Origin of the sequence: Oceanobacter antarcticus, assembly GCF_044962685.1 — a bacterium.
Classification (GTDB): Bacteria; Pseudomonadota; Gammaproteobacteria; order Pseudomonadales; family Oceanobacteraceae; genus Oceanobacter; species Oceanobacter antarcticus.
This window is the reverse complement of record NZ_JBBKTX010000019.1, coordinates 81,325-100,503: the sequence shown is the minus strand read 5'-3', so window position 1 is coordinate 100,503 and position 19,179 is coordinate 81,325. Positions and strand designations below refer to the sequence as shown.

Genomic DNA, 19,179 nt, shown 5'->3' with positions numbered 1-19,179 from the left:
TAACCGTTGTAACCGTTGTAACCGTTGTAACCGTTGTAACCGTTGTAACCGTTGTAACCGTTGTAACCGTTGTAACCGTTGTAACCGTTGTAACCGTTGTAACCGTTGTAACCGTTGTAACCGTTGTAACAAGAGTAACGCCAGGATATATCCTGGCGTTACTCTAATATCTGTCGCAGATTTCCATGCCCGCGTAGCCTGAGTTAATAGCATCCGGTTATTCGTCATCAATGTGAAAAGGCCGACACCTTTTTATCAAAAATTCCATTAATATAATCGCCTGAATTATTCTGGAGTTGCCATGAACCTTGTCTGGATTGCACTGTTATTGTCGTGCCTGATGGGGTCTCAGGTGGTTGCTCAGGTCTACCAATGGGTCGACAGTGATGGCCGCAGCCACTTTTCTGATCGTGCGCCTTCCGGACGTAATACCGAAAACCCGGCTGAACAGGCTTTTGTCAGCCAGAGCAAGCATCCTGCCTCCCACTCGTCGATTGTTCTGGAAGGTATCTCCAGTCGCGATTATCTGCATTTACGCAAGTTGTTGCGGGCACGCCAGTTTGGTGTGCTGAATGACCGCCTGGAGCAATATCAGCGGACGCTGGATGAGGACATCCGTTCTGAGTCGCACTTGGCAGCTGTCTATCAAGTGTTCGATTTGGGTAAACCCGGCATGGAACATTACTTCAATGACTGGGTGCGCACCTATGCCAGCCTGGAGTATCCGTATCTTGCCCGCGCCACCTACCTGACCGGGCTGGGTTGGGATATTTACCACCAGTCAACTGCCAATCGCTCGCCTGAACAAACTGATACCATGCGGCGCTATTTTTATGCCTCCCTGACCGATATTGATGCCGCTTTGCGAGTGAATCCGCGTTCGGGACTGGCCTACAGTTTACTGATCGGTGCGGCGGTGGCTCTGGGAGATGATTCCCAGCATCAGGTTTACCTGCAGCATGCGCTGGAGGTTGTGCCTGAATCGCTGCTGGTAGCACGAACAGAACTGAGTTTTCTGACGCCCCGCTGGGGTGGTTCGAAAGCCAGAATGCAGGCCTTTGCCAACAGGATTATGGTGAATAAGGCCAGTAATCCGGCACTGGCGATATTGCCCGGATATGTGCAGGCCTTACTGGCTGAGGCCCAGCTTGGGCGTCGCCAGTATGTAGCGGCGGAAGCTGGATTCAGCCGCGCCCTGGCTTATGGCAATGTTGCCGGTTTTTATCGTCAGCGCGCAGAAGCGCGGTTGGCATTAAAAGACTATCCTGAGGCACTGGATGATTTTGCTCAGGCGCTGCAACTGCATTCTGCCGATGCCGACAGTTATCTGGGCCGCGCACAGATCTATGGTGATTTGCGGCAATATCGTAATGCGGCGGCAGAACTGGCTTATGCCACAGAAATTGATCCAGAATCAGCCAAACTTCGTCTTTATCGTACCCAGCTGGTCACTAGTCTGACTGGCCTGGGCTTACGCGCCCGAGAGAGTGGTCATCCAGATGAGTCTCTGGACTATCTTGGCAAAGCCTTGATGCTGGATCCTGCGGATGGTTCGGCCAGTTATCAGCGGGCAGTCACCTGGCTGGGAATGGGAAAACTGGCCAATGCCGAAAGTGATGCGGAGGTGGCGCTGGCATCACCCAATGCCAGTTCCGAATGGTTTGTACTAATGGATAATCTGCTTACCCGCCGGCAGCGTTGGGGCGACATGGTGACCCTCTGGGATGATTACATCTCCCGTTTTGGTGAAACCCAGGATGCCTTGCTGGCACGGGCCAATGCCTATTTTGCCAAGCAGGAATATCAGGCTGCGATGGCTGATGCCAGTAAGGCCGCCGAATTGGGTGCCCCCACCGCCGCCGGTCTAATTAGCAAGGTTGAGCCTTTTCTCGATAAACCCTGATATGTCCAGATATATCCAAATAGCAGCTCTGACTATTTCAAGATGATTTTACCTGGCGTCGGGCCAGTGCCGCTTTGGTCAACGCGGTTGCCTCGGCACTGAGCGGGTCTTCCGGCCAGGGATGCTTGGGGTAACGGCCGCGCATTTCCTTGCGCACCTCGGCATAACCATGACGCCAGAAATGGGGCAGATCCTGAGTCACTTGCAGGGGTTTTTGGCCCGGCGATAATAGCTGGATTTTCAGCGCCAGACGCCCGGACAGTACCGCAGGCTGTTGCGGGTAACCGAACATTTCCTGCAGTTTGACCGCCAGTACTGGCGGTGTCTCCGTGTAATCAATACGAATACGGGAGCCACTGGCAACCTGCCAATGGGTCGGAGCCTGTTGTTCCAGCTGTTGTTGTTGCGGCCAGTCGAGCAGGCTGGTCAGCAGGGTCACCAAATTGAGTTGCTGCAGTTGCCGTTCATTACGACAGCCATCCAGATAGGGTAACAGCCAGTCATCCAGACGTGCGAGCAAGCCCTGGTCGGAGACATCCGGCCAGCCTCCCGCAGTGCTCTGGCACTGGTCATGATTGTGCAAAAGTAATAGCCGCTGCCGTAACTGTGTGGCTTCCGCATTCCAGTTGAGGCTGGCCAGCCGCTGCTGAACCTTGACTGCGGAGCTGGCCGCCGAATTAAAATAGTCACGCCAGACCTGTTGCCATTGTTGGCTGCCGAGCGTGTCCAGCTTGCGACGACGCCAAATCAATTCACCAATCCGACTTTGTTCTTCCGCCAGCAAGTTGCCTTGTGACTGCCATTGCACCACCGTGTGCTGTGACAGCCAATGCGGATTGGCTGCCAGAGTGGCCGCCAGTTCAGACTCATCAATGGCAATGGCGAGACGAATCAGATGGTTGCCCGCGCCAGACAGATCCAGAACCACCAGCCAAGGGCTGCCGATCAGGTCGGAATTCGGGTGCAGTTCCGCGCCGCTGCCGCTGGCCATCAGATAGCGTAAGGCATTGTGGGTATTGCCAGTGCCTGGTGCACTGCTGTTGGAGCGGCAGCGGGCCAATCGTTCAGGGAAGGCCAGCAAGGCCCAACGAGCCAACGCCACCGGTGCGCCATTGATGACTCGGGTTGTGCCGACGGGCAAACACTTGAGCCAGCGCTGAGCCAGAGGGGCGACCCGTTGTTGCCACAACGGCGTCGAGCGGCTGGCATTCCACAGTCGCTCGACATCGTCACTGCGGCGCTGCTGGTGGGGCCATTGCTGTAATAACGCGATCAATTCCGCAGCCGGGCGAGCTTGCCCTTGTTGTTGGGCTGCCACCAGGGCGGAGGCCCAACGGGGTTCAATACCGAGACGGGCGCATTGTTGGCCATGCTCAGACAGGACGTTACTGTCGGGGGATGAGAGGTAACCCAGACCATGAAGCAGACTGCGGGCCTGATTGAGTGCCGCCGTTGGAGGCGAATCGAGCCAGAGTAACTCATCGACCTCGGCACCCCATAACAACAGTTCCAGTAACAGTGATGCCAGATCGGCATTCAACAGCTCCGCTTCAATATGGGGTGGGCGCTGCTGGTGCGTGCTTTCCGGCCATAGCCGGTAACAATGGCCAGACTGCTGCCGACCCGCGCGCCCCATGCGTTGGGTCGCGGATGCCTGGCTGATCGGGCGGGTTTTTAATTCACTGAGACCGTTGGTCGGGCTGAACTCCATACGTCGTTCAAGGCCACTGTCAACCACGCAGGTGACGCCGTTAAGGGTTAATGAGCTTTCGGCAATATTGGTGGCCAGTATTATTTTGCGCTGACCTGCGGGCAACTCTGCCAGGGCCTGTTTTTGTTGCTGCTCACTGAGCTGTCCATGCAGTGGCAGTATTTGAATCGGCAGTACCTTAAGGGAATCAAGGGAATTGTTCTGTGGGTAACGTCGTTCCAGTTCATCGCCGAGACGCCGGATGTCGGCCACGCCGGGCAAAAACACCAGCAGGTGGCCGTCACTGCGTTGCAGTGCTTCATGAATCACCCGGCTGGCATGCTGGCTGAGTGACTCGTTGGCCGATTGTGGTGGCCGGTAATCCAGCGTTACCGGAAAGCCCTGGCCAGGGCAGTGGAGCAGGGGTGCTTGCAGCCGCTGCGACAGCTCATCGGTGTCCAGCGTGGCTGACATGATCAGCAGTTTCAGATCCGGCCGTAGCAGCTGCTGGCATTGATGCGCCAGTGCCAGTGCCAGATCGCTGTTCAGGTGGCGCTCATGGAATTCGTCAAAAATGACCAGGCCGACGCCTGTCAATTCGGGATCGTCTTGCAGCATCCGAGTCAGGATACCCTCGGTCACAATCAATATCCGGGTACGGGCAGATTCCTTGCTGTCGAGCCGCACCCGGTAGCCTACCTGTTCGCCTGCGGCTTCTCCCAGCTGGCTGGCCATAAACACAGCGGCATTGCGGGCGGCCAGACGACGAGGTTCGAGCATGATAATCTGCTGTCCGGCGAGCCAAGGTGCTGCCAGCAGTGCTAGCGGTACGCGGGTTGTTTTACCGGCACCGGGTTCAGCAGTCAGCAGTAAGGTCTGGTGGGTTGCCAGTTGTGCCGTAATGCTGGCAAGCTGAGTATCGACAGGAAATGCGGGTCGGCAAGGATTCATTGGTATAATTATGGGTCTATAGCTAGCATTGAAGTATATACCGGTCAGGAGGTAAGCCGTTATGGCAAACGACACTGTGGTGGATTTTGCGTCAGCCAGCGCAAAACATCGTCATGAGCGTTCCCACCGTGACAAGGAAGCCAGGGTGGAATCGATCCGTGAACGTTTTGAACAGGCGTTACCGAATCGTAAAACACCGGTTAAGGATTATTTACGTAAAAAGCGAGCAAAGAAAAAGCGCTGAGCAAAGGCTTCACTCGGCTTCTTATTTGAATTGTTGAGCCCGCTATCCGTTATATTGCCTCATTTATTGTCCCTTTACTGACTGGAGTTACCCTTGAGTTCGTCAGAAACCACGACCCATTTGCCGATTCAGCATCAGCTGGATGCTCGCGGCCTGTTTTGTCCGGAACCCGTCATGCTGCTGCACAACCTGGTTAACGATGCCGCATTGGGGGATTGTATCGAGGTGCTGGCAACAGATCCTTCGACGCGCCGGGATTTCACCCGTTTTTGCGGTTTTCTGGAACAGGAAATGCTGCTGCAGGAAGAGCTTGATGGGGTTTACCGGTTTGTGATTCGCAAGCGTTCAGACACGGTTTAACGAACTCTTTCCGCCGACTGCCGCTTTGGTGGCAAGCAATGATCCGCTCAAGGTGCCGGTTTCAGGCGGATAATCTTGCCATCGGCATCATCGGTTACCAGATACAGCAGGCCATCCGGTCCTTGTACTACGTCGCGTATACGCTGATCCAGGTCGGGAATGTTGATCCGTTCTTCGGCGACCACCTTGTTACCTTCCAGCTCCAGCCTGACCAGTTGGTGGAATTTTAAGGAGCCGACAAACAGGTCGCCTTGCCATTCAGGAAAGGCCGATCCGGTATAAAAGGCCATGCCGGATGGCGCGATCGAAGGCACCCAGTAATACAATGGCTGATCCATGCCGTCTTTGTGTGTTCCCTCGCCAATGCTGCCACCAATGTATTCCTCACCATAGGTGATCACTGGCCAGCCATAGTTGTGTCCGGGTTTGATCAGGTTGAGTTCATCGCCGCCTTTGGGGCCGTGTTCGTGTATCCAGAGTTCACCGGTGGCCGGGTTGATGGCGGCGCCCTGAGGATTGCGGTGGCCATAACTCCAAATTTCCGGCATTGCCCCTCGTTGGCCAACAAAGGGATTGTCATGGGGTACGGTACCGTCGGCTTTCAGCCGTATGACCTTGCCGAGGTGATTCCCCAGGCTTTGGGCATCGTCGCGCGGAAAAAAGCGCTCGCCGAGCGTGATATAGAGGTAATCCTGTTGGTCAAATACCAGACGTGAGCCAAAGTGGGCGCGTGACAGATACTTCGGGGCTTGCCGGAACAGTAATTGTTGCCGCGTCAGTCGGTAGCTGCGGTTGCCATTGTCGATGAGTTTGGCGCGCATCACGGCGGTCGAATTGGTCAGCAGGTCGCCCGCTTCGGCGTAGCCGAAATAGACCCAGTCATCGTGCCAGGCGACATCCAGCAACCCCCCCTGACCTCCGGTCCATATGTCGGGTAAACCGGTAATGGGCGGGCTGAGCAAAAACGGTGAGTCGTCGTTCAGGTAGGCGTGGCTGGCGATACGCAGGCGACCGGGACGTTCGGTAATCAGCAGTTTATCGTTGTTAATAAAGGCGACGGCCCAGGGGTTTTCCAACCCGGAAATAACCACTTCAGGAATGAAGTTACCCTGTTGGGAATGTACGGCTGCGAGTGAAGACAGAGGATGTAAAACCGGTTTTCCTGCCGGGCTGGCCATGGCTATGGCGCTGCTGGAAAGACTGCAGGTCAGCCAGCACAGCAGGGTCGCGGCCATCAATGAATGAGCAACAGACATGCCATACCCTCCCTGTCATTGTGCCGTGCGTTGACGAATAAGCCTGGCTAATGGGGATAACAGCCACGGGACAGCGCCGTGGCCGATTATATTTCAGGCAGGTCAAACAGTAGCTGATTCTTGTGTTCCGAGTAAATCGATTCTGCTGCGGATCCGCAAGCAGGGGATGAACGGTTATGGGCTGGCATTCCCTGAACTGACCAGGGAATGCCATTTTCCAGCGCTTAGTCGAAGTGGAGAACCCCTAATCCAGACTCGCTTTTAATGCCTGAATAAACCGTTGTTGCTGGGATGCGCTGGCAGGCGTTTCGAGCCATTCAAGTACCAGTGTGCGACGTTCATCGGTGTGTCCGATACTCTGCCCCATCGCTTGTGCCAGGCGTTGCACTTGCAGCTGCATGCGCCGACCCTGATCGTCAGCCGGCGACTCCAGCCCGCCAATGACTTCCATCCGAATACATAGGTCGCGGGCGGCCTCGGTGTCGACAGACACGGAAGTTTCCTGATCCATTTGCCAGCGTTGTTCAAACGCGGCCAATGGGTAAGCAGACGGCAGCTGTTCGGCCTCGTGCCAGAGTGTTTCATTGTGATCGGCCAGCGCTTGTAATCGATCCAGCAAACCCTGCCAGCGCTGACGTTCAGCGGCCTGGCTCTGGGCAGTCCGGCGGTCGTCCAGTTGAGCAGAAACGTCCGTCAGTTGCTTGCGTAGCCGCTGATGGGCGGAGCGGGGCAGTTCGATGGCTGCAAACTGTTGTTCGTACTGACTGAGCTGCTCGAGTGCATCTGCCGCTGGCAATGCACTGACCGGCAATTCTGCCGCCTGATTGATCAGTGCTTCTGCTTCCGTTACCCGGCTGTTCAGTTCAGCCTTGCGTTCGGTGCGCTGTTCATCAAGACGGGCAAAAACAGCGTCACACTGGCTGCGGAACTGGCGCCAGTATTTTTGATCCGGCGCTCGTGGGGTAATGCCGATTTCTTTCCACTGTTGCTGCAACTCTTTGACGCGATCCACGACATCGACCAGATCATCCGCTTCTGCCAGTGCTGCGGCGTCTTCAACCAGGGCGGATTTGGCTGCCAGGTTGCGGTCGTATTCGGCTTTGAGGTGACTGTAAACGGCGTCACAGATGTCACGGAAGCGTTCCTGGGTATCCTTGTGGGCTGCCCGATCAACCGGCGAATAGCTACGAAAGACTTCCCGAGCGGTTTCCAGGGTTTTTTGCACCACCTTCCAGTCGGCGTTGTCCCAGTCGAGATGGGCTTCGTAGTGACGTAATTCGTCGATCAGCTGATTACGTAATTCAACGTTGGTTTCCCGTTGCCGCGCCACGTTGGCAAACCAGGCCCGGCATGGTTCGAAAGCCTTGTCGCCAGCGGCCTGAAAACGATCCCATAATTCCTTGTCGGGTTGTGAGGAATTGAGTGTTTTCCACTCATCCTGCAGTACCTGGATTTTGTCGGCCAGTACATCGGGGCTGATATCGGCGTCGACCAGGGCTTCCATCGACTCGCACAGGGCTTCTTTTTTCGGCGTGGTGACAAAACCTTGCCAGTCACGCATTTCATTCAGCCGCGCCGCCAGAGACTTGATGCGGTTCTGGAAGGCATGGGCAGCCTTGCTGTCAATCTGGCGCAGGCTCTGGTGAACCTGACCATAGAGCTTGCTGGCGTCTTTCAGGTGACCGTCGTCGATGTGCTGTTCAAGTGTGTCGAGCTGGCGTTGCAGTGCATCGGTACGGGCTGTTTGCTGGTTTTCCAGATTGGCCAGCTGGGCTTCTGCCAGCTGACGCTTGCCAGACAGGGCCGCCAGCCATTCCGGTTGTTCCAGATGGGTTGGCCATTTCAGCTGGGCTTGCCATTTTTTGCCGCCCTGGATCACCTGTTGCAAACCGCGCATATCGGCAGGAAGATCTTTCTCCAGCCATTGTGCCAGCTCAGCCTGTTTGGCGTTGACTTGTTCCAGAGTGGCTTGCAAGGCGAGCGCTTGTTGCATGGTATTTTCGAACTGTCGCTGGACGTCGGCGGCGGCTTTTTGCTCTGCCTGAGTTGCACGCCAGCGCTCATCAAGCGTCAGTAATTGCTGTTTCAGTTGTTCCGGATCGGCACTGGCGGCCGGTGCTGCTGTCAGGGCATCGTCGAGCTCGGTAATCAGCTGTTGCTGTGCCGCCAGAGCTTCTGTACGGCGTTGTTGTTGTTCTGCCAGACGCTGTTCTTCCGCGTCGTGTTGTTCAAGAATCAGGGCGGCCTTGACCAGTTCTGCTGCCAGTGCTTGGCGCTGGCTTGTGGTCAGGCTGTCGTCCAGCTCCTGTTGCTGGCGCTGCAATACCTGCAGGCGGCCGTTAAAATCGGGGCCATAACCAACCCGATTCAGATAAGCGGCCTGATCCAACACATGACTAATCTGTTGTTCTCGGGCGGCGATGGCTTCCTGATTCGCTTTGGCGGCGGCCAGTCGCTCCTTGCACAGTCGATAGACGGCCTTGTCTTTGGCCTGGGCAAATTCCAGCAATTGCTGTAACAGCGCCCGTTGGTCGATACCTTCGGCAGCGGCCAGACGCACTTTGGCGACCGGGTGGTCTCGGGCAATCGACAGACGTTCGTGCTGATCGGAAATTCGCGCAATGGCGTCGAGGCGCAGCTGCTGGTCTCGGGTCAATCCGGCGATACGCACCAGCGTGGCACTGTGAGTGATGCTGTTGATGTTTGCCGAGGCGGGCAACAGCAGGGTCAGCCAGTGTTCGCGGGCGGCATCACGAACATCCTGATGGTTGTGGCCCAACAGGCTTTCCAACAGGGCTTCATCACGAATACGTATCACAGCGGCCTTGCGAAGTTCGGCTTCAGGCTCCGTGTCGATAAAATTGGTGAGTTGTTCGGCGGCCATCTCGGCCAGTGCCTGGCGTCGAACATCCGGATTGGCGTGTTGCCATTTTGGTTTCAGAAACTTCTTGAATAAAGACATCGAGCTGATCCGTCCAACCTGCACAAAGGAAAAAAGCGTGGCCATTGTACAGTGCACGGCATATTAGGGAAGTCCGTCACGGTTTGAATCGTACCGTCGGTTTGTCTCGGGCGTTATGACCGTACAGTAAGGGCGGCGTGCGTGGTGGGGGTTCAAGCTGTTACCATGCGCACCTATTTGACCGGATGCACAGAGTCCGGGTACAGCGTCGGCGATAGCAGGAGAATCATGTGAGCAGCATTGTCTGGTATGACTACGAAACCTTTGGAGCCAGCCCGGCGTGGGATCGTCCGGCACAGTTTGCTGCCATTCGTACCGACGAAGACCTGAATGAAATCGAGCCACCGATCGAGCTGTTTTGCAAACAAAGCGATGACTACCTGCCACACCCGCAGGCGGTGCTGATTACCGGCATAACACCGCAGGACTGTCAGCAACGGGGGTTGCCCGAGGTTGAGTTTATTCGCCAGATTAATGAGGTGTTCTCGGTGCCGGGCAGCTGCAGCGCCGGTTACAATAGCATCCGCTTTGATGACGAATTCACCCGTTATGCCTTGTATCGCAATTTTTTTGATCCTTACGCACGGGAGTGGCAGGGCGGCAATTCCCGCTGGGATTTGCTGGATGTGGTGCGTTGTGCCTATGCACTACGCCCGGACGGTATTGAGTGGCCACAACACGAAGACGGTCGGGTCAGCTTCAAGCTGGAGCACCTCACCGCCGCCAATGGTCTTAATCATGGCAAAGCCCATGATGCGGTGTCTGATGTGCGGGCAACCATTGCCCTGGCGCGCTTGATTCGTGATAAACAACCCAAATTATACCGTTATCTATTTGAGCTGCGCCGCAAGCCAGCCGTCGCCGATCTGATCGATGTGGCTCAGCGCAAGCCGCTGGTGCATATCTCCGGTATGTTTCCCGTTGAGCAGGGCTGCATGGCGATCGTTGTTCCCTTGTGCATGCACCCGAAAAACAAAAACAGCGTGATTGTGTTCGACCTGCACCAGGATCCGACGCCACTGTTTGAGCTGACAGCGGAAGAAATTCGCCAGCGGGTGTTTACCAAAACCGATGACTTGCCAGAGGGAGTGGAGCGCTTGCCGTTAAAAGAGCTGCACCTCAACAAGTCACCGGTGCTGGCACCAGCCAAAACCCTGACGCCGGATCAGGCCGCACGCTGGAACCTCAGTGGTGATACCTTGCGCAAGCATCTGGGCATGATCAAGCAGGGCGTGGATATCACCGCCAAGCTACAACAGGTGTTTGCCGAGCGTGAGTTTGCCGCGCACACTGATGTGGATACCCAGTTGTACGATGGCTTTTTCTCGCCCGCTGATCGTAATCTGATGAACGAACTGCATAACGCCTCGCCGTGGGATCTGCCTTCATTTCAGGGGCGCTTCAAGGATCGTCGCGGCGATGAGATGTTATTCCGCTACCGCGCCAGAAACTTCCCGGAAACGCTGGAAGGCAATGATCGTCTGCGTTGGGAAAGCGTGCGTCGCGAACGCCTGTTTCATAACAACCCCGCCTGTCGGGCATTAAATTTCCAGCAATTTGCCGATGAATTGCAGCTGGCGGCAGAGCAGGTGATGGATGACTCACGTAAGCTGCACTGGATGCAAGACCTGCAACTTTACGCCGAATCGATTTATCCGTTGGATGAGGACTAACGGCTACAACGTCAGCGCCATCCGCATCGATTGAGTAGCAATCAACAACCCTGCCGGTTCTACCCACTGCAGAACTTTGGCGATGCTGTTTATCAAGCCATCGTACGAGATACTGCCCAGTCTGCTGCCCATCAGTGCAAGAGTGTGTGCCCGTAAAACAGCAGCATTCAACGCCAGCGAAGTACCGGCCAGTGAGCCAATATTCACAAAGCGCAGCGGCTTTTGTCCATGACCATCGGCCAGCTTACCGACATCATCAACGCCTGACACTATGGGCAAACGGGATCCGCTGCTGTTCCTGCCTTTACCTGACGATCCACGGCTTCTCAACATTTGTTACCAGCTGCAGCAACAGCCAGAAGACAGCCGCACGCTGGCCGAGTGGGGCGCTCAAGTCGGCGCATCGGAGCGAACATTGCAACGGCTGTTTCAGAAACAAACCCGGCTGACGTTCCAACAATGGCGTCAACAGCTGAGGTTACAGATTGCACTGCAACGCCTGATAGACAGTGTGATTCCATAACGGCCATTACCCTTGGTCTGGGTTATGATTCGGCTTCTACTTTTGTTGCCATGTTTCACCAACAGTTAGGCAAGACTCCTGGCGACTACTGTAAATGGAAATAGATGGCTGCTCATTTCCAACAATATCAATGAGTCTCTGGAGACCTTATGGGGACATCTATTTAATCCTGCACGGCTCTGCGCGAGTGTTGCCGTTGTTCAGGGCAAGGCGACGAATGCAGCGAAATGACGCGTCCTTTTCAAATTCGTCAACACTGCACTGGACGGCGGCAACCCGCGCCCTTCGGGGGCTGCCGGATGATCTCGACTCGGTGTCGCCGACTTTTGACTTGACCCGTCAGGCCTGCAAGTCGGCTTCGTGATTCGAAACCATCCGGTGGCCCAGAGTGAGCACCGGATTAAATAGATGTCCCCTATGCACCTACTGCAAGAAAAACGAATTGGCTGCCCCTATTGTGGCGAACTGATCGGAATATTGATTGATCTTTCAGAACCAGAGCAGGAATACGTAGAAGATTGCAGCGTCTGCTGCCAGCCCATGCGGCTGGTGGTGACGGTTCCAGCCGATGGTGAAGCCGACGTTCAGGTGCTGACGGCGGATGACAGCTTTTGAAATAGTCTTTCTCGCAAAAGCCGGGTTTATTTTTCAGTTGATGTGGATGATGTCTGCATCCACATAATCACCACAATACTTGAACACCCTTTAGGGGACATCTATTTAATCCAGTGCCCGCGCAGTGCGGTGCAGGATTAAATTAGACGATTCCTTTACGATTCCGGCTGCCAGCGACGGAACAGGACGCTGGCATTTACGCCGCCAAAACCAAACCCATTCGACAAGGCATAGGTCATCGGCATTTTCCGGGCTTGCAGACCAACCAGATCCAGTCCGTCTGCTGTCGGATCGGGATGAATTAGGTTGAGTGTAGGCGGCACGATTTGATCGCGAAGCGCCAGCACCGTAAAGATGGCTTCAATGCCCCCGGCGGCTCCTAACAGATGACCCGTGGCGGATTTGGTGGAGGTGATGGCAACGCCGGAGCCGTTGCCGAATACCGCACGAAGTGCAGCCAGTTCGCCCTTGTCGCCGACTTGAGTTGAGGTCGCGTGGGCATTGATGTGATGCACATCGGCGGGGTTTACGCCAGCCTGTCGCAGCGCCTGCTCCATCGCCCGTCGCGCACCGCTACCGTCTTCAGGGCCTGCTGTCAGGTGATAGGCGTCGGCGCTGGTGCCATAGCCTGACAACTCTGCCAGTGGTTGCGCGCCACGGGCGAGGGCGTGCTCAAGTGATTCAATCACCAGCAGTCCTGCACCTTCGGCCATAACAAAACCGTTGCGGTCGCGCTCGAAAGGGCGTGAAGCCTCTTGAGGGGAGTCGGCAAAACCCGTGGCAAGCGCTCGTGCAGCAGCAAAACAGCCGAGGGTTACCCGATCAATCGCGGCTTCTGTACCCCCGCAGATGGCGATATCTGCCTCGCCACTCCGGATCAGTCTGGCAGCATCGCCGATGGCTTGCCCACCCGCCGCACAAGCGGTTACCGGGGCACCGAGTGGGCCTTTGAATCCATGCTGAATAGAGACATATCCGGCTGCCATATTGGCGAGAAAGGAGGTTGCCGTAAACGGTGATAATTTGCGTGGCCCCCGATTATCGGTGGTGCGAATGGCATCCGCAATTGCTCCAAAACCCCCAACCCCTGACGCGATGATGGTCGCCGTCCGTTGTTGGTCTGTTTCGGCGGTTGGATGCCAGTCTGCCTGTTCCAGCGCTTCGTGGGCCGCCATGAGTGCAAACTCGATGAAGCGATCCATCCGCTTGCGATCCCTGCTCGAAAGCAGTCGATCCGGGTCGTAGCCTGCGACGCTGTCTTGCTCGTGGGTCGGTACTTGTGCACCGACGATAATACCGGTGCCGTCGGTAATCTCGCTGGGGAGGTTGCGGATACCAGACTGTCCTGACAAGAGTCGCTGCCAGGCTGTTTCAACACCGCAGCCCAGCGGGCTGACAAGACCGGTTCCTGTTACGACGATTCGTTTTTGGCGATTGATATTCATCATTACATTTCTCTTTGCCACGGTCGGCATCCGCTGACGGGGGATGATATGCCGCAATATCTATAGGGCACATTTTCAGATGCGCCCTATATAGATAGATTGATGAGTGCAGATGACCAACAAATGACAAGCACGTTTTGCTGGTCGTTTGCCTTTCATATTGGTTTTGCCGTTTTGGCGGGGCGAATCTTGAACCAGATGGCGTACAGCGCTGGCAAGAACACCAACGTCATCATCGTGCCGCCAAGGGTGCCGCCAATTAGGGTGTAAGCCAGTGTTCCCCAGAACACGGAGTGGGTGAGTGGGATAAAAGCCAGAATCGCCGCCAGCGCGGTGAGCAGCACCGGGCGAGAACGCTGAACGGTCGCTTCGATCACGGCGTGGAACTGACTCAATCCCTTGCGTTCATTGTGCTGAATTTGTCCAATCAGGATCAGGGTATTACGCATCAGAATGCCCGACAGCGCGATCAAGCCGACCAGGGCGTTAATGCCGAATGGCTGTTGGAACAGCAGCAGTGTCGGTACGACGCCAATCAAGCCCAGTGGTGCGGTGAGGAACACCATGGTCATCGCGGAGATGGAGCGTACTTGCAGGATGATAAACAGCAGCATCATGGCAATCATGATCGGAAACAGCGGCAACATGGCCTGACTGGCCTTGCCTGATTCCTCAATCGCACCCGCTTGCTCAATCCGATACCCGGTCGGGAGGTGATCGATGATGGTTTGTAACTCTTTGGTGATTACCTTGGAGACGTCGGGCGGCTGCAGGCCGTCAGCAATATCACCACGTACCGTGATGGTTGGTGTGCGATCACGGCGGCGTAAAACGGCATCTTCCATACGCACGCTGACTTCGCCAACCTGGGACAGTGGGATGCGCTGACCGGCGGAGCCTATCAGTGTGACGTTGGTTATTTTCTCCGCATCGTTACGTATGTCGCTTGCGGCACGGCCAATGACCTCGACGGAACGAATGCCTTCGCGGACGCTGGTGATGGTTACTCCGGAGAGCAAAAATTGCAGTTGTTGGGCGATGGCTTGGGAGGTGAGACCCATTGCCTGGATACGATCCTGGTCGAGTGAAAAATGCAGCGTAGGAAGCCGTGATCCCCAGTCGCTATTGACGGTTCTCATCATCGGATTCGCTTGCATCACAGCGTCTACCTGAGATGCAATTTCACCTAGTCTGGACGGATCCGGTCCCATCACCCGATAAGCCACGGGGTATGGCGAATACGGCCCAAATACCAGCTGGGTAACCCGCACCTGTGCTGCGGGTGCCAATCCGGCAGCAACCGCCTCGCGCATACGCAACTTGAGTGCATCGCGTTTTTCCTGACTGTCGGTCAGCACGACAATTTTAGCGAACGAAGGGTCGGGCAGCTCCGGTGCCATTGCCAGATAAAAGCGCGGGGCACCTTGGCCGATGTACGAAGTGACAATTTTGGCTTCGTCCTGCTGTTGCAGCCAGGCTTCTATGTTGGCAGTGGTGGCGCTGGTCTGTTTTATCGACGTGCCGTAAGGCAGCTGTACTTCGATCAGAACCTCTGGCCGGTCGGACGTTGGGAAGAACTGTTTATTGACGCTGCCCAGACCAAGCACGGCGGCTATAAACGAGGCAATGACGACACCAACCACCAGCCATTTATAAGCAATAACCTGCTCCAGTGCGCGGCGAAAACGGTTATAACGGGGGGTGTCATACAGGGCTGTGTGGCTGCCTGTGACAGATCGGTGCTCCGCTAGCAGATTGACACCGAGATAGGGGGTGAACACCACCGCCACCACCCAGGAAGCGATCAGGGCGATACCGACAACCCAAAACATATTGCTGGTGTACTCACCGGCGGTCGATTGGGCAAAGCCGTTAGGCATAAAGCCGATCGCTGTCACCAGGGTGCCAGAGAGCATCGGGGCTGCTGTGCTGCTCCAGGCGTAGGCCGACGCCGCTATACGGCTGAAGCCTTCCTCCATTTTGACCACCATGATTTCGATCGCAATAATGGCATCGTCGACCAGCAGACCCAGCGCCAGAATCAGTGACCCCAGGGTAATACGGTCGAAGTTCTTACCGGTGGCCGCCATGACCAGAAACACCACCGCCAGGGTCAGTGGAACAGCCGCCGCGACGACAATGCCTGCCCGCCAACCCATGCTGATGAAGCAAACCACCATCACCACCAGCAGTGCGACAAAGAACTTGACCATAAACTCGTTTACGGCTGAGCGGATGTTTACCGATTGATCCGTTACCTTGCTCAGTGTCATACCCAGCGGCATATCGGCGTTGATTCTGGCCGTCTCGGTGTCGAGCGCCTTGCCCAGATCCAGGCCATTCCAGCCTTCGCGCATCACGATGCCGAGGAGCAGCACGGGTTCGCCGTCGTTACGGACAATAAACGTTGCCGGATCTTCATAACCACGCTCGACCGTAGCCACGTCGGACAGCTTCAGGGTTCGCCCATGCGCGGCAATTGGTGTGTCACGGATTTTCTGCAGCTCATCAAAAGCGCCTTCCAGACGCAGCAAAATCTGCGGGCCGGTGGATTCGATCGCGCCTGCAGGGGTCAGCATGTTCTGGCTGTTCAGTATTGAAAAAATGTCCTGCGGCGAGATCCCCAAGGTGGCCAGCCGCTCATGAGAAAAGGAGACAAAGATACGTTCCTGTTGCTCGCCAAGAATATTGACCTTTTTCACGCCAGGGACGTGTAACAACCGTTGGCGCAATGATTCGGCATTACGGACCAATAACCGCTGCGGTTCGCCTTTGGCTTTTAAAGCAAAGAGGGCAAAAGTCACATCAGAATATTCGTCATTCATCATCGGCCCGATGACGCCTGCGGGCAAATTTCTGGCTTCATCGCCAAGCTTCTTGCGGGCCTGGTAAAACTCGTCCTGCACTTTTGCTGGCGGTGTGTTGTCGAGTAATGACAGGGTTGTAAAGGCCATGCCGGGACGGGTGTAGGTTTCTGAACGGTCGTACCAGGTCAGTTCTTGCAGCCGTTTTTCCAGCGGATCGGCCACCTGATCTTGCATTTCTTGCGCCGTAGCGCCTGGCCATGCCGTGATCACGGTCATCTGTTTGACGGTAAAGGGGGGATCTTCTGCCCGTCCCAGCTTGAAGAACGACAGTGTGCCAGCAATAAAGATCAGGATGATCAGAAACAGGGTAATGGAGCGCTCTTGAACGGCGAGCGCAGACAAATTAAAACGCGGCTGGCTCATAGCCGTTCCTCAACACTGTCCTGTTGTGTCAGTCTGACTTTTTCTCCATCCCGCAGCAGCTGTGCGCCCAGTGCCACGATCTGTTCTCCAGGCTGGAGATTGCCTGTGACCTTGGCCAGCTCGTAGCCCAAGCCCTGCAGCTGGACTGGTCGCCAGGTCACTGTTGCCGGAGTGCCAGCGATGACCCATACGCCGGTGCCTTTGCCAAAGTCGTAAACGGCCGCGATGGGTATTCGTAAACTCCGGGTTGGTGTTGGGCCTGCGGTGATTTGCAGGGTAACGGTTGCACCGAGCGGTGCAGAGGACAAATCTCCTTCCAGTACATACCGTGCTTCGAAGGTGCGGGTGACGGGGTCGGCAGCGTCGGAAAGTAAGCGCAGTGTCGCTCTGACAGGGGCAATCGGGTTGCCATACTGGGTTGCCTGAGCGACCGATCCTACGTTTGGACGCAGGGTCTCTGGCAGATGAATGATGGCCTCCCGTTGCCCGGCCTGTGCCAGTCGAACCACGGGTTGTCCGGCACTGACGACTTGTCCGGGTTCGGCCAAGGTCTGCACCACAACCCCATCGGCATCTGCCACCAGAGTGCTATAGCCAGAGGCATGGCTGGAAACCATCGCCTGGGCTTCTGCGGCGCTGAGATTAGCCTTGGCAGTAGCCGCTGCGGCCTTGATCTGTTCATAGGCCGATACCGAAACGGCTCCGGTGTCGATCAGGTCGCGATAACGTGTTTCCTCGAGTGCGGTTTGTCTGGCCAAGGCATGAGCTGCGGCGACAGATTGTTGTTGTACTTGCGCTTGCAAGCCAAGGTCTATCGGGTCGAGCCGCATCAGTGGCTGGCCACGTTTGACCGTTTGTCCGGTATCGATCAAGCGTTCCAGCACCTTGCCAGAGACACGAAAGCTCAGTTCAGCTTGCACGCGCGCGGCGACAACGCCGCTGAAAGAGCGCGAGCTATCGGACGCCTGCTGAACGGTAGCGGCTTTGACTAGCAGGGGCTGATTACGGGGATCTTCAATGGCAGTAGAGCCTCCACACGCTTCCAGCATGAGAGACAACAAACCAGCGGCGATAAGAGTGGATAGATGTGGAAACATGGATTCCCTTGTTTGATAAACAGAACAAGTGCTAATCCTGTTTCTTGTGACCAAAAAAGTCAATGGTCACAGAGTGGTGAATACCAGGGGGCGTTCTCAATTAGTTAACGCGTCCTGTTATGGAGAAAAAATCCATCAGGCAAGGCGTTGAACGCAGAGAATGGTGGGCCCTTTTCAAGTTCAACAACACCGCATGATGGATGTTTAACCATAACCCTTCGGGCTGAGGCCAGTTGACTCCAGAACGGTGTTATTCGTCACTTATTTAGCACGCCCTGTTTATTAAACACAGGAGGCACTCCTCATGGCTTGTTCTGAAGCCAACGGGCTCTCAGCAGGTCCGATTGACCAATTGAGAACGCCCCCTAGCCCCATTCGTTGATTTATTGTCCGCCATTTTTTAGCGGCTTACGTGCATGTGCACCGGTTGCCGATTTAACGCTGCAGGTTTAACCGCATGGGGCCATGAACAAGCCCCGGTGAAAAATGACGGTTACCGATAAAGGGAACAGAAATACGAGAGAGCAGAACACACCATTCCATCAGGGCACTAAAAACACCTAAGGTGCCAGGCTTCGTAATATCAGTGTCGACAGCAGGTCTGCCGCTTCTGGTGCCTGTTCCAGGTTGTGTTGTAATTGCACCGGATTGGCGTATGGCCGCATGATCAGGTAGATGCCATCGGCGACTTCGTCCAGTGGCGTTTGGGTTTCAAACTCACCCGACTCGCGCCCTTCACGGATGATTCGCTGGATGAGTAAGCGCAGGTGCTCACAGTGCTGCTGAGCCGATGGCCAATGCTCCCGCGAGGAGACAGCAGCAATGTCGTAGAGTTTACGGTCATGGAAAAACAGGTTGCTGCCGCCGTTGACCAGCGCCAGAAAAAGACGCCTCAGAGTCTCAGAAGCGTTGGGCGCAGCCGCTGTTTCAGCGTCGACAACTTGCATCAGTTCAGCGAGTCGATTGGCACATATGACTTCTCCGATCGCCTGCTTGGAGTCGAAGAACTTGTAGATATAAGCCTTGGAGTAACCAATGGCTTTGGCCAGATCGGACACGGTGGTTTTTTCATAACCATAGTGTCCGAAGTGTTCTGTGGCCGCCTCCACTATCTGATCGCGGATGCTGTGTTCCGAAGGCCCCCGCAGGGGTGGTTCGTGTCTGGATTCAGTCATTGCTACAACTTGGTTCGAATAATCTGGAACGTAATAGTGACCGGTTTAGAGCAAT

General features: G+C 55.6%; 15 protein-coding genes. 7 read left to right on the top strand and 8 right to left on the bottom strand.

What is annotated here, in order from left to right:
* The first annotated feature begins 301 nt into the window (after nucleotides 1-301).
* A complete protein-coding gene (locus WG929_RS15245) occupies nucleotides 302-1,903 on the top strand; it encodes a DUF4124 domain-containing protein (RefSeq protein ID WP_416206757.1) in 1,602 nt (533 codons plus the stop codon).
* 37 nt (nucleotides 1,904-1,940) lie between these two features.
* Here the strand turns inward: WG929_RS15245 and hrpB are convergent, their stop codons facing one another.
* Nucleotides 1,941-4,544: an ATP-dependent helicase HrpB gene (gene hrpB, locus WG929_RS15240; protein WP_416206756.1), complete on the bottom strand. Its 2,604-nt coding sequence runs from the start codon at nucleotides 4,542-4,544 to the stop codon at nucleotides 1,941-1,943.
* A 61-nt stretch (nucleotides 4,545-4,605) separates the two neighbouring features.
* Between hrpB and WG929_RS15235 the strand changes: the two genes are divergently transcribed.
* Both WG929_RS15235 and tusA read left to right on the top strand, forming a co-directional pair.
* The gene (locus tag WG929_RS15235; RefSeq protein WP_416206755.1) at nucleotides 4,606-4,788 is read left to right on the top strand and encodes a tRNA (uracil-5-)-methyltransferase; all 183 of its coding nucleotides are present in this window, start codon (nucleotides 4,606-4,608) and stop codon (nucleotides 4,786-4,788) included.
* Nucleotides 4,789-4,881: 93 nt separating this feature from the next.
* The gene (tusA, locus tag WG929_RS15230; RefSeq protein WP_416206754.1) at nucleotides 4,882-5,148 is read left to right on the top strand and encodes a sulfurtransferase TusA; all 267 of its coding nucleotides are present in this window, start codon (nucleotides 4,882-4,884) and stop codon (nucleotides 5,146-5,148) included.
* A gap of 47 nt (nucleotides 5,149-5,195) precedes the next feature.
* On the opposite strand, the gene WG929_RS15225 is transcribed toward tusA, so the two are convergent.
* On the bottom strand, nucleotides 5,196-6,404 hold the full coding sequence (locus WG929_RS15225) for a PQQ-dependent sugar dehydrogenase (RefSeq protein WP_416206753.1): 1,209 nt from the start codon (nucleotides 6,402-6,404) through the stop codon (nucleotides 5,196-5,198).
* Between the two features lie 244 nt (nucleotides 6,405-6,648).
* Nucleotides 6,649-9,366, bottom strand: coding sequence for a DUF349 domain-containing protein (locus tag WG929_RS15220; RefSeq protein ID WP_416206752.1), 2,718 nt, complete (start codon nucleotides 9,364-9,366; stop codon nucleotides 6,649-6,651).
* Between the two features lie 230 nt (nucleotides 9,367-9,596).
* Between WG929_RS15220 and sbcB the strand changes: the two genes are divergently transcribed.
* Nucleotides 9,597-11,039 (top strand): exodeoxyribonuclease I, encoded by a 1,443-nt coding sequence (sbcB, locus tag WG929_RS15215; RefSeq protein ID WP_416206751.1) that lies wholly within the window; start codon nucleotides 9,597-9,599, stop codon nucleotides 11,037-11,039.
* 3 nt (nucleotides 11,040-11,042) lie between these two features.
* Here sbcB and WG929_RS15210 read toward each other — a convergent pair whose 3' ends face one another.
* Nucleotides 11,043-11,318 (bottom strand): hypothetical protein, encoded by a 276-nt coding sequence (locus WG929_RS15210; RefSeq protein WP_416206750.1) that lies wholly within the window; start codon nucleotides 11,316-11,318, stop codon nucleotides 11,043-11,045.
* Here WG929_RS15210 and WG929_RS15205 point away from each other — a divergent pair.
* The 3 genes from WG929_RS15205 to WG929_RS15195 all read left to right on the top strand — a co-directional run bounded on the left by WG929_RS15205 (nucleotide 11,311) and on the right by WG929_RS15195 (nucleotide 12,177).
* The gene (locus tag WG929_RS15205; RefSeq protein ID WP_416206749.1) at nucleotides 11,311-11,562 is read left to right on the top strand and encodes a helix-turn-helix domain-containing protein; all 252 of its coding nucleotides are present in this window, start codon (nucleotides 11,311-11,313) and stop codon (nucleotides 11,560-11,562) included. The genes WG929_RS15210 and WG929_RS15205 overlap by 8 nt on opposite strands.
* Before the next feature lie 217 nt (nucleotides 11,563-11,779).
* Nucleotides 11,780-11,926, top strand: a complete 147-nt coding sequence (locus WG929_RS15200; RefSeq protein ID WP_416206084.1) for a hypothetical protein — start codon at nucleotides 11,780-11,782, stop codon at nucleotides 11,924-11,926.
* 44 nt (nucleotides 11,927-11,970) lie between these two features.
* Nucleotides 11,971-12,177 carry a CPXCG motif-containing cysteine-rich protein gene (locus tag WG929_RS15195; protein ID WP_416206748.1) on the top strand — a complete coding sequence of 69 codons (207 nt, stop codon included), beginning with the start codon at nucleotides 11,971-11,973 and terminating at the stop codon, nucleotides 12,175-12,177.
* Nucleotides 12,178-12,332: 155 nt separating this feature from the next.
* Here WG929_RS15195 and fabF read toward each other — a convergent pair whose 3' ends face one another.
* The 4 genes from fabF to WG929_RS15175 form a co-directional block, all read right to left on the bottom strand.
* Nucleotides 12,333-13,625, bottom strand: coding sequence for a beta-ketoacyl-ACP synthase II (gene fabF, locus WG929_RS15190; protein ID WP_416206747.1), 1,293 nt, complete (start codon nucleotides 13,623-13,625; stop codon nucleotides 12,333-12,335).
* A gap of 152 nt (nucleotides 13,626-13,777) precedes the next feature.
* A complete protein-coding gene (locus WG929_RS15185; RefSeq protein ID WP_416206746.1) occupies nucleotides 13,778-16,852 on the bottom strand; it encodes an efflux RND transporter permease subunit in 3,075 nt (1,024 codons plus the stop codon).
* Nucleotides 16,849-17,949, bottom strand: a complete 1,101-nt coding sequence (locus WG929_RS15180) for an efflux RND transporter periplasmic adaptor subunit (protein ID WP_416206745.1) — start codon at nucleotides 17,947-17,949, stop codon at nucleotides 16,849-16,851. Before WG929_RS15180 ends, WG929_RS15185 begins: the two co-directional genes overlap by 4 nt.
* A 560-nt stretch (nucleotides 17,950-18,509) precedes the next feature.
* Nucleotides 18,510-19,124, bottom strand: a complete 615-nt coding sequence (locus WG929_RS15175; RefSeq protein WP_416206744.1) for a TetR/AcrR family transcriptional regulator — start codon at nucleotides 19,122-19,124, stop codon at nucleotides 18,510-18,512.
* Nucleotides 19,125-19,179 lie beyond the last annotated feature (55 nt).